A 15,941-nucleotide genomic window follows, 5' to 3' on the forward strand; every position below is an offset into this window, starting at 1 on the left:
GCCGGACGAGTCCGGTCAGGCATCGCGCCGGCAGGCGTAGACGATCATCCCGTCCTGGAGCGCGCCGACCCTGTCGTACAGGGCGCGGGCCGGGATGTCGTCCAGGGTGTTCCAGCAGAGGGCCGGGAGGCCGTTCCCCGCGGCGTCGCGCGCCACCCAGTCGATCACCGCAGTGCCTCCCAGGGCTCGCGGTCCGATTCGGCAGGCGCGCTGATCTCCACCATGGCGCCATCGTCCTCCCCCGGCGGGCGGAGGTCCCAAGTGGACGCCACCGACCAGGGCGGCGCAGCGGATTCGTCCGGTCGTCGCAAGCGCGAGAGCGGCGGATAGCGGTCACACCGACGGAGGTACCTGGTCGGGCGAAACGGGAGCTATGTTGCGTTTCTGTCCGTGGTTTTCCCACTGCTTGATCAACCTGTGAGCATGTCACGCTCGCACCGTGCCTGCTCCCGGTCGTGGTGGCGCGCGGACACCCGTCCCCCTGCGCGGTTGGAAGGAACGGAATGAGACGAGCGCCAAGCATCCGCATCGCCGTCATCGGAGCCCTGGCCATGGCGGTGACCGCCGTCCTGCCCGCCCAGGCGGCCACGGTCCAGGTCACCGAGAACGCGCCCCAGGTGAGCACCGCGATGGCCAAGGCCCTCCAGCGCGACCTCGGCCTGTCCGCCGAGGAGGTGCGGTCCCGGCTGGCCGCCGAGGAGAAGGCCCGCACCGCTGAGAAGACCGCGGCGGGCCTGCTCGGGTCCACCTACGCGGGCAGCTGGTTCGACCCCGCGAGCAACCGGCTCATCGCCCAGACGACCGACCCGGCGAAGGCCGAGGCGCTGGCCGGGCACGACTTCCAGGTGCGGACGGTGCGGCACAGCAGCGCCGCGCTGGACTCCGCCAAGACCGGGATCGACAGCATGGCGGGCAAGAACGCCCCCGCGGCCGTGAACGGCTGGTACGTCGACGTCCGCACCAACAGCGTCGTCATCACGGTCAACCGCCACAAGCTCGACACCGCGGCGAAGGAGTTCGTCGGCGCGGCCGCCGACCTCCACCCCTCGGTGCGCGTCGTGGAGGAGGAGCACTCCCCGCAGCCGCTGGCCGACGTGGTCGGCGGGTGGCCATACTACATCAACTTCGCCGGGCGCTGCTCGGTCGGCTTCGCCGTGCACGGCGGGTTCGTCACCGCGGGCCACTGCGGCGGCGTGGGCGCGACGGCCAGCGACAGCAACGGCGCGGTCCTCGGGTCCTTCGCGGGCTCCACGTTCCCCTACTACGACTACGGCTGGGTCCGCACCAACGCGGGCGTCAACCTGCACGGCTACGTCGAGGGCTACGACGGCTACTGGTACTACGTGCGCGGCTCCGCCCAGGCGGCGGTGAACTCCGGCATCTGCCGCTCCGGCTCCACCACCGGCATGTGGTGCGGCACGATCGTCGCGCGCGGGCAGACGGTGAACTACCCGCAGGGCATCGTCTACAACCTGACCCGCACGACCGTCTGCGCCGAGCCCGGCGACTCGGGCGGCTCCTGGCTGAGCGCGAACCAGGCGCAGGGCGTCACCTCGGGCGGCTCGGGCAACTGCAGCTCCGGCGGGGTCACCTTCTACCAGGAGGTCAACCCGATCCTGTCCGCCTACGGGCTGAGCCTGATCCTCACCTGATCACCACTGTCGTGACTGGCCGGACCGGCGCTCGCCGGTCCGGCCATCACCACGAGCGGACGCCGAGGCAGCCGACGACGCGCGTGCGGTCCCCGTCCAGGAACACGGAGAAGTGGTAGCCGGTCTCCGAGGTGTGGTCGACGGTCAGCGCGACGACGACGTCGCCGGTCCAGTCGGCCAGGTCCGCGAGGCACTCGTCCAGGCCGAGGACGTCGGCGGGCGGGCGGCGACGGGCGCGGACGGCGAGACCGGTCAGCGCCACCGCTTTCCCGCCCTCCCCGTGGTCGTCCACCCGCGCGCCGTCCTCCACCGCCGCACGGCACGCCGCCCGCGCCGCGGAGTCCCCGCCGAGCAGAGCGCACAGCCCTCGCGCGTCCACAGTCACCTCACCCCTGTCCCCGTCGGACCGACTCCCCCAGCCTGGCTCCTCCGGCCACGGCGTGCCCGCCGGGGTCAGTTGGTCGGCCACCAGCGGGCCAGGAACCCGTCCTCGCGGTGGCGGCGGTGGGAGGTGGCCAGCAGGGCCAGCGAGCCCAGCAGGACCAGGCTGATCCCGAGGCCGAGCGGGATGGCCACCGACGCGCCGGTCTCGGCGAGGTCCGGGTCCGAGCCGCCCGACGAGCCGCCGGAGTCCGAACCGGAGTCCGAGGAACCGCCACCGCCGCCGTTGCCGCCTCCCCCGCCCCCGGTGACCGGGTCGGTGCCGGGTTCCTGGCCGGGCGGGGCCTGGCCGGGCAGCAGCGTGACCACCGCGTCGTCGGAACCGGTGATGGGGTCCCCGGTGTCGCCCGTGGCGGGCGTGGGGTCGGCGGTGAAGGTGGCGGTGTTGGTGGCGTCGGCCGCGGACTCGTCGGTGGGGGCGCTCGCCTTGCAGTACTGGGCGTTGGCCGCGCCGGGGCGCAGGCCCTGCCCGGTGAAGGCAAAGTCGCAGTCGCGGGCGAGGTCGTTGGTCACGGCGAGGGTCAGCGGGACGTCGCCGATGTTGCGGACCGTGACGCCGAAGTCGATCTCGGCGCCGTGCTTGACCTCGGTCTGCTCCGCCGTCGCGCTGATAGTCAGCGCCGGGTTGATGACGGTCACCCGAAGCGGCGCGGCCGCGGCGCGCATCAGGCGGTTCTCGACGTCGACGGCACTGGCCTCGGCGCGGTTGTCGAAGCTGCGGTCGGGCGCCGCCGCGCAGGTGCGCTCGGCGGACTCCCCCGGCGCGAGCCGCGCGACGGCCTCCGGCATGCAGTCCGGCGGCAGGGTCGGGCTGGCGATCCGCACGTCGGTGACCGGGCCGTCCTCGGCGGTGCCGACGTGCTCGACGGTGAACGTCACCACGACCTCCTCGCTCACCCGCACCGTGGGCCGGTCGACGCGCTGGGTGAGCTTGATCAGCGGGTCCAGGACGGTGACGGTGCGCGGCTCGGCGGCGGCCGTGACGGGACCGCCCGCCGAGTCGACCGCGGTGACCTCCGGCAGCACCTCGACGGTGCGCGCGGGAGAGGCGGTGCAGGTGAACTCGGCCGACGCGCCCGGGGGCAGCTCGGCGACGGGCTCGGTCTCGCAGCCGGGCAGCGCCTCGGCCGTCACCCGGACGTCCACGAGCGACTCGTCGGGGTCGGCGCCGGTGTTCGTCGCGGTGAAGGTGAAGGTCACCGAGTCGCCCCGGTAGATCACGTCCTTGTCGGAGTCCTGCACCAGCGCGATCGCCGGGTCGATCACCCGGACGGTGACCTCCTGGCTGGTCACGACCACGGTCTGCCCCAGCGGGTCCACCCCGGTCAGCTGCCCCGAGCTGGTGAACGTCTCCGCGGGCGCGACAGCCGTGCACACCAGGACCTCGGCGGACCTCGGCGGAAGGGCGGCGGGCGGCGCCGGGCAGGTGGCGGCGCCGTCGGCGTACTCGACGCCGGTCAGCTCGGCATCGGTGTTGTTGATCAGCCGGACGGTGAACTCCACCGGCTCGCCCGCCCGGACCACCAGCCGGTCGGGCACCCGCTCGACGGCGTAGTCCGCGGCCACCACGGCGACCTCGGCCGACGCCGACGCCGTCACCTCGCGCCGCTCCCCGCCAGTGCCCAGCAGGTATGCGCCGGAGACCGTCGCGGTGGTGGTGAAGTCCACGCCCCCGGCCGCCTGCACGCAGGTGACCTGCCGGGACTGTCCCGGCTGCAGAGGCGCGATGACCTCCGGCGTGCACCGCACCGGCCCGGTCTCCGGGTCGCTGGTGTGGGTCAGCTCGATGTCGGAGAGCGGCAGCCCTCCGTCGTTGCGGACCTCGACGGCGAACGTGGCCAGGTCGCCTTGGCGCACCGGCTCGGCCGGCCCGGTGTTGGTGATCCCGATGGCCGGGGCGACGGTCTCGGCGAGCACCAGGTTCTGCAGCACCACGAAGTCCACGACGCTGTCGACGGCGACCTCGATCTCGCCGGTCTCGTTGTCGGGCAGCTGCGGGCGCACGACCTTGGCGTCGACGCTCATGTTGTTCGTCGTGGTGCGGTCGGGGTCCAGCGGGTCGACCGCGCCGAGCGCGCAGGAGCCGAAGAAGTCCTCGGCCGAGTCGCCGAGGCAGGGTTCGGTGATGGCGGTGTTGTCCACGCTGAACCGCTCGCCGCCTTGCCGCCAGTCGCCGTCGTAGGCGGTGACGCCGATGGCGATGTCGGCGGTGGAGCGCTGCGGCGTGATGCCGGGCAGGATCACGCTGGAGCCGGTGAGCCCGGGGACCAGGCCGGGCAGCAGGTCGTCGATCAGGCTGGGGAAGCCGGGGACCAGCGGCTCGACCAGACCGGGCAGCAGAGCGCCGCTGGCGGGCAGGTCGTCGGTGTAGAGGTCGATGACGCGCGGCAGCGGGTAGTCATCGACCGGCTCGTCGTAGCCGAAGACGACCACGATGGACCAGCCCGCCGCGCACCCGGGGCCGGTGGGCGTCCACACGTTGCCGACGGTGATCTCCAGCGGGCCGCCGGAGGCGGGCGCGGAGCCGAACAGGGCGGTGACGTCGGCCCAGTCGGTGTAGATCTCGCTCGGCTCGGTGAGGCCGCCGGTCGTGCGCAGGTTGTCCGGGTCGCGCGGGACCTGGACCGGTGCGCCGCCGCCGACGGCGATGCTGACCTGCTGCTCGGCGGGCGTCGGCGCGGCGGGCGGTGGCGGGGGCTCGCCCTGCAACAGCAGCGGGCGCACGCAGTTGACGCCGGAGAAGCCGATGAACCGGCCGGTGTGCCCGCCCCAGTGCAGGGCGGCGTGGCGCACGCTCGCCCCGGCGGGGATGTCGACCGCGGCGGTGCTGGAGGTGAAGGTCTCGGCGCGGCCGTCCACATCGGCCAGATGCATGTAGTAGCCGCCGTTGTTGGAGCCGGCGTCGAGCAGCCCTCCCCCGCCACCGTCGTTGGCCGTCGCCGCCGCGCATTCGGCCGGGCTGCCGCCGCCGGACTCCTCGCCGTCGAGCGGGCAGCGCAGGGCGCTGTTGCCCGCGAGCCGGAAGTCGCCGAACACCGCGTCGCGGTAGTCCGGCTCCAGCGTCGGCGGGGGCGGCGGGGGCAGCAGGCCGGGGCGGGCCGCGGGCTCCGGCGGCGGGGGCGTGACCGGGTCGAGGTCGAGCGTCGGCACGACCACGACGAGGAGCAGGGCGATCACGAGCCAGGCGCGGTACACGGTCCCTCCCGGGACTACTGGGGCGGTGGCGACCGGCCGCCCGCGGGGCGGGTGCGGGCGGCCGGTCGGGTCAGGCGGACTGCTCGTCCTCGACGGTGATCTGCTCGACGTCGCGCACCTTGAGCAGGCAGCGCACGCGCCTGGCGTCGTCCTTGGTGGACATGCGCATGTACAGGAAGAAGTTCTCGCCGTCGAAGTGCTCGAACTCCGGTTCGCTCTCGTAGTCGCCGTCGAGCCAGGCGGAGACGTCGTACTCCTTGCCCGAGGTGTCGCGCAGGAGCCGGTCCGTGCGCGACCAGTGCTCGCGCAGGTCCGGCACCAGAACCTCGGCGAAGTGCAGGCGCGGGTCGACCTGCTCGGGCTCGGCGGGCCCGCCGACCTTCTCCGCAGAGACGATCTGGATGCCCTCGGCCGGGTCGAACCACAGGTAGAGGTCGTTTTCCACGCCGTCGTCGTCGGTGCCCTTGGCGGGCGACCCGATCAGGCCCTCGTCGGTGGTCTGGTCGGGCTCCCAGGTGTCCCAGTCGACGACGATGCCCGCGCCCTCGAACTCGATGCGGTCGCTGCCGTAGTAGCCGGCCAGGTACTCCTTGGTGATGCCCCCGCCCTCCTCGTCGGGGTCGCCGTCGCCGGTGGGGGTGGCCTGGACGACCTGGATGCCGGTCTCGCCGGAGAAGTAGGCGTACAGCTCGTACTGGGCGCCGTCGCTGGTGGCGGTGCAGCGCCCGCCGACCATGCCGTCCTCGGTGGTCTGGTCGACCTCCCAGGTGTCCCAGCTGATCACGAAGCCACGGCCATCGAAGGGGAACTCCGAGTCGCCGTAGTAGGAGCCGAGGTAGTTCCCGTCGATCGTGGGCGCCTCATCCCCGGCGCCCTCCTCGGCCGCGGCTTCCTCTGTGGCGCCTTCGTCCCCGGTGCCTTCCTCACCGCCTGCGTCTTCTCCCGCCGCGGAGTCCGGGGCGCTCAGCGGCGCGAGGGTGACGCCCCACTGGAGATCGATGCTCAGCGTCGCCTGGACGGACTCGCCGGTGTCGTCGGGCAGGGTCAGCGCGGTCGCGGTGGCGATCCCGTCGGCCTCGGCGACGAACTGGAGGGTGCTGTAGTCCAACGCGACGGTCCGCTCGCCCGCCGGGAACTCCGCGCCCTCGCCGTGCACCTCGCCAAGGCGCAGGATGGCGAGCTGGCGCACCGCCTCCTGGTCGACGGGCTCGATCACCCCGGTCGCGGTGTCGAGGATGACGGAGTAGCCGCCGACCTCCAGCAGGTGTCGTTCCCCGTCCTTGCCCGCCCACACCAGCTCCTCGGAACCGGGGAGCAGGTGCACGGTGGGCTGGCGCGCGCTCGCGGCGGCGAGGCTCGTCCTGATCAGCTCGGTGTCCTGGTCGCTCAGCGCGAGCCCAGCGGTGTCAGCGGCGTCATCGGCGTCGACTGCTTCGTCCTGGTCGATGTCGGGTGCGGTCATGGTGTCCTCACTTCAGGTCGGCCAGGGGTGGTCAGCCGCGCAGGGCGGCGAAGGTCGTCTTCAGCCCGGTCTTCTGCTCGGGCACGCCCGCCGCCTTGCGCTTGGCCTTCAGGTCGGTGTCGGCGGCCAGCTTCGCGGCGGTGGCCACGTCGAGGGCCTTCTTCTTGGCGTCCACCTCCGCCTTGAGCCGCGGGATCTCGGCCTGCGCGTGATCGCGCTCCTCGGTGCGGGTCTGGACCTCGGCGTCGGCCTCGGCCTTGCGCGCCACGGCTTGGCCGACGGCCACGTCGGCCCTCACCTTCGCGTCCGCGAGCGCGGTCTTCGTCGGGGCCGCGTCGGCCCTGGCCTTGGCGTCGGCGGCCACCGTCTTGGTCCTGGTCACCTCGGTCGCGGCCTTCGCCGCGTCCTTGACGGCGCGGCCGAGCGCCCGCTCGGCGTGCTTGAGCTGCTCGGGCGCGGCCTTCTCCGCCTTGGCGACCTCGGAGTAGGCCTGCTTGGCCGCGGCCTCGTCGCCGATCGTCTTCGCCGCCATCGCGCCCGCGTGCTTGAACTGGGCCATCGGGGTGTTCTGCTGGGCCTCGTTGGCCGCGATGAGCGCGTCGAAGGCGGCGAGGTCGGCCGCCGCGCCGGGCAGCGGTGTCGCCTTGAACGCGCGCAGCGCGAGGCCGGGGGTGTAGTCCAGCTCCAGCAGCGACCGTGAGCCGTCGGCGGCGGTGCCCTCCATCGTGAAGCCGATCAGGCTCCAGTCGTCGGGGTGGTCGATGACGACGGCGCCCTCCTGCCCGAGGATGTAGTCGACGCCGTTGAACGCCACCGACTTGCCCGCGAAGTGCATCTTGACGACGTCGGAGGTGAGCGGGTGGGCGGGCTTGCCCTTGGGCGGATTGGCGTTGTACTCGATGGTGTCGTCAAGCCCGCTGGGAACGGGCACGTAGCTCGACGAGAGGATGGCGACCTCGTTGAAGTCGAGGTCGACGGCCACCACCAGGGCGCAGTCCTCATCGCCCCTGTTCGCGGGGTGCACCGCGTTGACGGTGGCGCGGAAGGGCGACTTCTTCTGCTCGGCCGGGTCGAGCTGGAACGTGCTCCAGTCCGGGATGTACAGGACACCCATGTAGCGCAGGCCGTTGTTGTCGTTGGGCGGGTTCTTGGCCCACTTCTGCGCGTAGCCGCGTATCTCGTCGTTGAACATCGATGGGTCGGAGATGGTGACGGAGAGGTCTTCCATGTTGACGGTGAACAGCACGCCGCCCGAGCGCACCTGGGTCCTGGGGAACCCGACGGGTTTGATCAGCTCGACTTCTTTGCCCAGCGCGAACAGCACGTAGCTCTCGTTCTGCGGGGGCGCGTCGATCAGCGCCTCGATGCGCGCGCGGTCCTCGGCGGTGACGTCGGCCCTGTCCACCAGTTCGGAGTGGTAGGCGACGTACAGCTCGGCGACGCCGAAGAACGTGTCCATCCCGTTCTTGGCCAGACCGAGGACCGGGGTGGTGTCGGTCAGCATCGACACCGGGTCGACGGACGGCACGCCCGCCATCTCCTTGCCGAAGTCGATCATCGGGCCGAGGAACTCGTAACCGTCGCTCGCGATGCGGGTCAGGTCCTCGGTCCGGCCCGTGCCCAGGCCCGCGGAGGCCATGGCCTTCATCTTGTCGGTGACCACTCCGACGCCCTTGGCCACGATGTCGGTGGTCACGCTCGCGACGGCGTCGTCGAACTTCTTCTTGTACTCCACGGACTTGACCAGAAGCTTGTCCTTGTACTCCTTGCTGACCTCGAACTCGCGCAGCGCGTACTTCTTCTGGGTCTCGGTGTCCTTGCCGCCCTCCCAGGCCATGAAGAAGATGATGCAGTTCTCCACTTGGCCCTCGGCGGCGGAAGCCGCGCTGAGGACGACGCCGCCGAACTCGGGGAAGGCGGAGCCGACCGACGAAGCGAGGGCCAGCAGGGTCCTCATCGCGAAGAAGCCGGTGGCGATGCCGGGGTGGATGGCGGCGAAGTTCTCCTTGATGAACGCCCGCGTGGTGCGCTTGATCCACTTGCCGAACAGCCGGGACGCCTCGCCGATGCTGCGCGACATGGCCGCGATGGCCTGGCCGAACTCCATCATGGCCTCGGCCAGCTCGGTGTCGGTTCCCTCCGGGATCGCCGCGCCGTCCAGCCTGGCGATCTGCGCGATCACCGCGCTCACCCGGCCGTAGGCGGCGAACATGGCGGTGCCCGCGTCGCGCAGGGCCGCCATCGCGACGGCCTTCTCCGGGCTGGGCTTGCGGCCCGGCTTCGCCGAATCCTCCGCAGGGTCCTCGGGGACCTCGTCCCACTTGGCCTCGTCCAGGCTGTTGATGGCGATCTTGAACTGCTGCAACGCGGAGGTCTGGAAGGTCTTGAGCTGCAAGTTCGCCACCAGGGCGACGTTGATGTCCCCCAACCGGTTGCTCTGGGCCTTCAGCTGCGCGCGCATCACGGTCTTGGCGACCTCGTGGCCCGCCTTCTTGCGCGCGTCCCGGTCGCTGGGCACCGGTTGGTTCGCGGCCTTGGCCGCGGCCTTGATCTCCTTGGCCCGGTCGGCGACCGAGCGCTGGATGTTGGCGATGTCGAAGCGGAAGGACCCGTAAGCGCCCTGGAACTTGGCGACGAGCGCCGCGCGCTCCTCGTCGGTGGTGCTCGGAAAGCCCAGGCGCACGTACTGGGCGATGACGCCGTTCTCGTCGGAGTTGGCGTCGATCGACTGCCAGTTCGGCTGGCCGCCCGTGGTGCCGCGCAGCCACTCGCCGAACACCTGCTCCCAGTTGCTGGCGATGATGCCGCTGACCTTGCTCGGCGGCTCGCCGGACAGCGTGCCCGGGTCGGTGCGCAGCCACGGGTACTTGGTGGGGATGTCCACGGCGGGCATGGCTCTCCTCGTGCTCAGGCGTCGCTACCGCGATGCTCGGATGTGGTCGTGCGCTCCCAGCGCCTGCGCGGCTGCCGGTCGAGGTGGTGCAGGTCGCCCACTTCGACGTCGACGGTCTCCACCGGCGGCGCCGCGGGCGCCACCCGCGAGGGCAGCGCGGGGGCGGTGACGGTCAGGTCGAGCGCGGTCCGCATGGGCACGCCGAGCGCGCCCCACAGCTCGGCGCCGCGCCCGGAGGGCACCCACCCGATGCGCACGGGCAGGGCGGAGCCCAAGTCGTGCAGGCTGCCGCGCAGGTGGTCGGGACCGAGGCAGTCCTGCTCGGCGTGCGCGCCGATCACCGCGCCGAGCAGCTCGTGCTCCTCGGCCGTGTCGGCCGCCCACGCGGTGATCAGGTAGGACAGGTGGTAGCTGCGCGCCGGGGACAGCGAACCGGTGACCCGCCCTTCCGCCGTGCGGACCGCGACCCGCGCCGACGGGACGCCGTCGAGGTTCTCGCTGACCGCGTAGAGGAACGCGTTGACGATCCCGGCGCGCCGCGGTCGGCGCTGGATGCCCGCCAGGAGTCCGGGCGGGTCGAAGCCGATCTCCGTGCCCGGCGCGAGCTCGGCCGCCAGCCACGCCTGGATCGAGGAGTCGATGTCGGCAAGCACGGATGCAGTCTCGGGGACGGCGGGCGGGCGGACGGTGCTCCCGGGGACCCCGTCGCGGCCCTTCCGGGTTGCCCTCGAAGGCACTCGCGATGGTCCGCGCCGGTGCGCGCGCGGCGGGCCGGGGGGACCTCGCGCGGTGCCACCCTTCTCGGCGTCGGATTCGGTCGGAACCAGGAGACTCGATGCCCAACTATCTGGCCCCAGGGGTGTACGTCGAAGAGGTGTCCTCGGGCTCCAAGCCCATCGAAGGCGTCGGAACGGCGGTAGCCGGTTTCGTCGGGTTCACCGAGAAGGGACCCACGTCCGAGCCGACGCTGGTGACGAGCTGGACGCACTTCACCCGCACGTTCGGCGGCTTCGCCGAGAACGCCTACCTGCCGCACTCGGTCTACGGCTTCTTCCTCAACGGCGGCGGCTCCGCCTACATCGTCCGGCTGCCCGATGCCCGCGAGGACGGCTCGGCGACCGCCGTCGTGCAGCGCGCGGCCATCCCCGCCGCGGCCGACGAGGCCCGCCCGGCGTTCGCGGTGCAGACCGCCCCGGGGATCGAGGCCGGCGAGATCAGCGTGTCGGTGTCGGCGGCCAGCGAGCCGGGCGAGGACACCTTCCGCCTGGACGTGCTGCGCAACGGCAAGGTGGAGGAGTCCTTCGACAACGTCACCACCAAGCGCGGGCAGCACAACGTCGCCACCGTCGTGGCCAAGCAGTCGAAGCTGATCGCGCTGGAGGACAGCAAGGCGGGTGCGCTGGCGCTGCCCAAGCGCGACACCGTCGTGCCGCTCTCGCCGAACGTGCCGCTGCCGCGCAAGCTCAACGCGGGCGACTACCTCGGCGACCCGGTCGAGCGCACCGGCCTCGGCGGGTTCGAGGCGATCGACGAGATCACCATGGTCGCCATCCCCGACCTCATGTCGGCCTACCAGCGCGGCATCATCGACGCCGACGGCGTCAAAGGCGTGCAGACGGCGCTGATCGGGCACTGCGAGCTGATGTCGGACCGCGTCGCCATCCTCGACCCGCCGCCGGGCCTGAACTCCCAGCAGGTCAAGGAGTGGCGCACCGAGTTCGCCGGCTACGACACCAAGTACGGCGCGCTGTACTGGCCGTGGGTGCACGTGGTCGACCCGAACACCGGCAACAAGCTGTCGCTTCCGCCCAGTGGCCACGTCGCGGGCGTGTGGGCCCGCAACGACGAGACGCGCGGGGTGCACAAGGCGCCCGCCAACGAGGTGCTGCGCGGTGTGGTGTCCCTGCAGACGGTGATCAGCCGCGCCGAGCAGGAGCAGCTCAACCCGCTGGGCGTCAACTGCATGCGCGCGTTCCCCGGCCAGGGCATCCGGGTGTGGGGCGCCCGCACCCTCTCCAGCGACCCGGAGTGGCGCTACATCAACGTGCGCAGGCTGTTCAACTTCATCGAGGAGTCCATCCTCAACGGAACGAACTGGGTGGTGTTCGAGCCCAACGACGAGTACCTGTGGGAGTCGGTGCAGCGCGTCGTCGGCGCGTTCCTGCAGCGCATCTGGCGCAGCGGCGCGCTCGTCGGCCGCTCGGCCGCCGAGGCGTTCTACGTCAAGTGCGACTACGAGAACAACCCGCCGGAGTCGCGCAACGCGGGCAACCTCAACATCGAGATCGGCGTCGCGCCGGTCAAGCCCGCCGAGTTCGTGGTGTTCCGCATCTCGCAGCTGCCGCACGGCGCCGCGCTCGAAGAGTAGTCCACCCCCGTCTAGAGGAGCTGAGAGATGAGCACTTTGCCCCGCGTGTCGATGGCCAGCACGAACACCTCGACACTGGTCAGCGCGGCCCGCTTCGTGGTGCAGTTCGACGGCGGCTCCGAGATCACCTTCTCGGAGATGACCGGCATCACCTCCGAAGTGGAGCCCACCGAGTACATGGCCAGCGGCAAGGCCGGTGTGACCATGTCCAAGCAGTTCGGCAAGACCAAGCCCGCCATCGTCGTCCTCAAGCGCGGCGTCGACCAGGACTTCACGCTGTGGACCTGGCACCAGGAGGTGCTGGCGGGCCAGTCCACGGCGCGCAAGTCCTGCTCGCTGATCCTGCTGGACATGCAGAACGTCCAGAAGCAGGTCTACCGGATGTTCAACGCGTGGCCGTCCAAGCTGGAGATCGGCGGCCTCAAGGCGGGCGGCGGTGACGCCGTCATCGCCACCGTGACCCTGACCTGCGAGCAGATCGACCTGGAGAGGCCCGGCGGTGGTGGCTGATGACCACGGTTGACGCGGGCCTGCGCACGGAGTACCCGTTCGTCCTGCCCCGGGGCTACGTCGACGAGCATGGCACCCTGCACCGCTCGGGGAGCATCCGCCTGGCCACGGCGAAGGACGAGCTGACGGCGCACGCGGAACCGCTGGTGCGGCAGAACCCGGCTTACCTGTCGATATACCTGATCATGCGGACGATCACCGGATTGGGGTCGTTGTCCTCTGTGGACAGGTTCGTGGTGGAGCACCTGTTCGCCTCGGACCTGGCTTTCCTGCAGGACCTCTACCGGCGGATCAACCAGGAAGGGCACACGGAGGCGGAGGTGGGCTGCCCGGAGTGCGGGCACCAGTTCCTGGTGGACGTGGCGGGTGACACGGCGGTGCAGCAGTGACCGCGCCGACCGACCGGCTGTGGGAGGAGATCGTGTACATCGCCTACTACCTGCACTGGTCGTTCGACTCGATCCTGGAACTGGACCACCAGACACGGGCGCGGGTGATCGCGGAGATCGGAAGCATCAACGCCCGCATCGACGGGACCGGGGAGTTCTAGCGCGGGAGGAAGCATGTTCGGGTGGCCGTGGCGGCGCGGGTCGCGTGAGGAGGCTGGTTCCGGCGGGGTGGGTGCGTCGGGGCTCGGCGGAGCGGATGCGCCGGGAACTGGTGGGGCAGGGTCGTCAGGTCCCGGCGAGGTGGAAGCGCCGGGGCCTGGCGGGGTGGGCGTGTCGGGACGTGGCAGGACGGGCGGCGAGGCCGGGGTTCCTGACGGCGCGGTGGTGGGGGACGTTTCGTCGGCGGAGTCTGGCGAGGGGCCGGTGCGGCGGCGGCCTGCGTGGCGGTGGTTGCCCGCTGTGCCGATGACCGTGGCGGTGCGGGCGCCTGCGATGGTGGATATGGCGGCGGGCGCGGTGGTGGACAGGCCGGTGGTGCGGGTGGAATCGGTGGTGCGCGGGGAGGTCTCGGGCCGGGTCGGCGGGGTGGTGCGCGTGGTGCCGACTGTGGACGAGGCGCCTGCCGTGGACCCGGCGGCTCCGCTTTCGGGAGCAGGCAGCCCAGTTGCCGCGCTGTCGGAGGCGGGAGACCCGGACACGGCGCAGTGGTGGGCTGGGAAGCCGGAGCCGGTCGCGCGGCGAGTGGGTGTGGTGGGCCGAGAGGGTGCGGCAGGCGGGATTGGTTCGGCGGGTGACATGACGAAGGCCACGGATGTGTGGGTGTCCCCCGCACGCGCACCGGAGAAGCCGCGACTGCCGTCGGAGTTCCTGCACCGGGCGTACGGGGAGAAGGACCGCTTCCTCGCGGGCGAGTACCTGGCGACCGTCGGCGAGGCCCCGCCTCCACCCCAACGACTCAAGCCGCCCCCACAGCCCACCGAAGCCCCCGCCCCGGAACCGCCCAAGGTGGTCCGTCGAGCGTCGTTGGCCGAGAGCAGGCGCATGGGCCTTTCCAAGAGCACGGACACCCCAGCTTCCAGCGCCACAGACCCACCCCTCACCGGCGTCTCCGCTCCCTCCCCCACTCACACCACAGATTCCAGCGCCCCTCCACCCCCCTCCCCCACCGACACGCCAGCCGCATCCCCCACCGACAGCCCAGTCCCGTCTCCCTCCGACGGCCCAGCCCCGCCTCCCACCGACAGCCAAACTGCCTCCCCCACCGACAGCCCAGCCCCGCCCCCCACCGACAGCCAAGCTGCCTCCTCCACCGACAGCCCAGCCCCGTCCCCCACCGACAGCCAAGCTGCCTCCTCCACCGACGGCCCAGCTCCCTTCCTCACCGCTGGTCTATCCACCGCCCCCGCCGACGGCTCAAGCCCAGGCTCCACCGAGCGGCCAAGTCCAAGCACCACCCACGACCGCGGCCCAGGCACAAGCCCGATTCCAGGCCCAACCCACGCCCCCCGCCCGACGTCCCCAGCGCAAAGCTCCACCGGCAGCCCTTCCGCACCGCTGGTCTACCTACCGCCCCCACCAACGGTCCAAGCCCAGGCTCCCACCCCCGCAGACGGCCCGAACCCCACCTCCACGGACAGCCGATCCGCCGCGCTCCCGGACGGTCCTGCCGCAACCGCTGGGGACAGACGAGCCACCACCCCGGACAGCGAGGTCCCCCACTCCCAGGACCGCACAGCCCTCGCGGCCCCGATCCACCAGACTGCCACCCAGGGTTCACTCCCAAGCACCGCCGAGAACCTAGGCACGACCACGCCCGACAGCCGGGCCCACACTCCTAGCGACCGCCGAAGCGTCCCCATCCCGAACCACCGCACCACCTCCCACGGCACGAACCCGACCACCCCCGCCACCCCAGGTGTCACCCCCATCCACCACCGAGCCACCACCCCCAACGCAACCCCATCCACCCCGAACAGCCAACCCGGCACCACCGCCAACAGCCCACCCACATCCACCACCACAGAAACCCCAGACGTCACCGACCGCCGAGACGTCACCACCATCCTCGGCGCAATCCCCGCCACCGCGAACAGCCCGGGCCAGACCGCGAAGGACACCTCGGGCTCGCCTACCGCCGACAGCCCGGACATGGCCACTGCCGGAAGCCAGGCGCTGTCCCCCCACGGCGGCTCGATCCCGGTCACCACTGACAGTCCAGTCCCCACCACCGTGGCCGGGCCCGTCAGCCGCGCCCTCGGCGTCGACCTCTCCCACGTCCAAGTCCGCCGGGGCGAAGCCGTCGCCGACGAAGCCGCCACCCACTCCGCCCGAGCCTTCACCCGCGACGCGATCCCCCACATCCCCGACTCCGCAGGCCCCCTGGACAGCACCGACACCGCCCCCCTCCTAGCCCACGAACTCACCCACGCAGCCCAACAACGCCACCACGGCGGCGCCCTCCCCACCGAAGGCACCACCGAATGGACCGACCTTGAGAACGAGGCCGTCGCCGTCGAGAAGTGGATCGCCTCCGGCGCGACCACCGCCCCTCCTCTCATCACCGGCCACCTGCCCACCCCCTCAGCCACTGCCTCCCCCGGCACGCTCCCGCAGCCAACTACCGCCGACCCCGACCACGACCACCGGTCTCCCGGCGCAGCGCCACTCCTTCACCCCACACCCTCGGCGACCCCAGGAGCCCAGTCCGACCCAACCTTCACCACGCCCTCCACCCACAACCACACCAACCCAAGCCCCACCGCCCACCCCAACCGCCCAACACCTGCCCCCACCACCCACCTGTCTCTTGGTCCCGCCCTCTCCCACCACACCACCTCGGCCGCCAACCCAACGTCTCTCCCTTCCACCAGCCACCCAACGCCTGGCCCCGCTACTACCCGCCTCACCCACCCAACGCCCGACCCCGCCACCACCCATCTCACCCACCCAACACCTGGCCCCGCTACTACCCGCCTCACCCACCCAACGCCCGACCCCGCCACCACCCATCTCACCCACCCAACACCTGGCC

12 protein-coding genes are annotated in these 15,941 nt (G+C 71.6%); 6 read left to right on the forward strand and 6 right to left on the reverse strand.

Features of this window, described 5'->3' with window-relative positions; all coding sequences use genetic code 11:
• Window positions 1-15: 15 nt before the first annotated feature.
• A complete protein-coding gene (locus ACFPM7_RS29890) occupies window positions 16-168 on the reverse strand; it encodes a hypothetical protein (protein WP_378251191.1) in 153 nt (50 codons plus the stop codon).
• 335 nt (window positions 169-503) lie between these two features.
• Between ACFPM7_RS29890 and ACFPM7_RS29895 the strand changes: the two genes are divergently transcribed.
• Window positions 504-1,652, forward strand: a complete 1,149-nt coding sequence (locus ACFPM7_RS29895; protein ID WP_378251192.1) for a S1 family peptidase — start codon at window positions 504-506, stop codon at window positions 1,650-1,652.
• A 46-nt stretch (window positions 1,653-1,698) separates the two neighbouring features.
• Here ACFPM7_RS29895 and ACFPM7_RS29900 read toward each other — a convergent pair whose 3' ends face one another.
• The 5 genes from ACFPM7_RS29900 to ACFPM7_RS29920 form a co-directional block, all read right to left on the reverse strand.
• Window positions 1,699-2,031 carry a hypothetical protein gene (locus ACFPM7_RS29900; protein WP_378251193.1) on the reverse strand — a complete coding sequence of 111 codons (333 nt, stop codon included), beginning with the start codon at window positions 2,029-2,031 and terminating at the stop codon, window positions 1,699-1,701.
• A gap of 74 nt (window positions 2,032-2,105) precedes the next feature.
• Entirely contained in the window at window positions 2,106-5,288 is a 3,183-nt protein-coding gene (locus ACFPM7_RS29905; protein WP_378251194.1) for a COG1361 family protein, read from the reverse strand.
• A gap of 70 nt (window positions 5,289-5,358) precedes the next feature.
• Window positions 5,359-6,750: a hypothetical protein gene (locus tag ACFPM7_RS29910; protein ID WP_378251195.1), complete on the reverse strand. Its 1,392-nt coding sequence runs from the start codon at window positions 6,748-6,750 to the stop codon at window positions 5,359-5,361.
• A gap of 31 nt (window positions 6,751-6,781) precedes the next feature.
• The gene (locus ACFPM7_RS29915) at window positions 6,782-9,643 is read right to left on the reverse strand and encodes a cell envelope integrity TolA family protein (protein ID WP_378251196.1); all 2,862 of its coding nucleotides are present in this window, start codon (window positions 9,641-9,643) and stop codon (window positions 6,782-6,784) included.
• Between the two features lie 14 nt (window positions 9,644-9,657).
• On the reverse strand, window positions 9,658-10,296 hold the full coding sequence (locus tag ACFPM7_RS29920; protein WP_378251197.1) for a Pvc16 family protein: 639 nt from the start codon (window positions 10,294-10,296) through the stop codon (window positions 9,658-9,660).
• 182 nt (window positions 10,297-10,478) lie between these two features.
• On the opposite strand from ACFPM7_RS29920, the gene ACFPM7_RS29925 reads away from it, so the two are divergent.
• From ACFPM7_RS29925 to ACFPM7_RS29945, 5 genes are all read left to right on the forward strand, one after another.
• Window positions 10,479-12,011 carry a phage tail sheath family protein gene (locus ACFPM7_RS29925; RefSeq protein ID WP_378251198.1) on the forward strand — a complete coding sequence of 511 codons (1,533 nt, stop codon included), beginning with the start codon at window positions 10,479-10,481 and terminating at the stop codon, window positions 12,009-12,011.
• 27 nt (window positions 12,012-12,038) lie between these two features.
• On the forward strand, window positions 12,039-12,521 hold the full coding sequence (locus ACFPM7_RS29930; RefSeq protein WP_378251199.1) for a phage tail protein: 483 nt from the start codon (window positions 12,039-12,041) through the stop codon (window positions 12,519-12,521).
• Complete coding sequence (locus ACFPM7_RS29935; RefSeq protein WP_378251200.1) at window positions 12,521-12,910, forward strand: phage tail assembly protein; 390 nt, start codon at window positions 12,521-12,523, stop codon at window positions 12,908-12,910. The genes ACFPM7_RS29930 and ACFPM7_RS29935 overlap by 1 nt, the downstream gene beginning before the upstream one ends.
• Window positions 12,907-13,071 (forward strand): DUF6760 family protein, encoded by a 165-nt coding sequence (locus ACFPM7_RS29940; protein ID WP_378251201.1) that lies wholly within the window; start codon window positions 12,907-12,909, stop codon window positions 13,069-13,071. Before ACFPM7_RS29935 ends, ACFPM7_RS29940 begins: the two co-directional genes overlap by 4 nt.
• Window positions 13,072-15,058: 1,987 nt before the next feature.
• On the forward strand, window positions 15,059-15,941 hold an 883-nt coding region (locus tag ACFPM7_RS29945; RefSeq protein WP_378251202.1), incomplete at its 3' end, for an eCIS core domain-containing protein.

Origin of the sequence: Actinokineospora guangxiensis (assembly GCF_042657845.1) — a bacterium.
In the GTDB taxonomy this organism is placed as follows: domain Bacteria; phylum Actinomycetota; class Actinomycetes; order Mycobacteriales; family Pseudonocardiaceae; genus Actinokineospora; species Actinokineospora guangxiensis.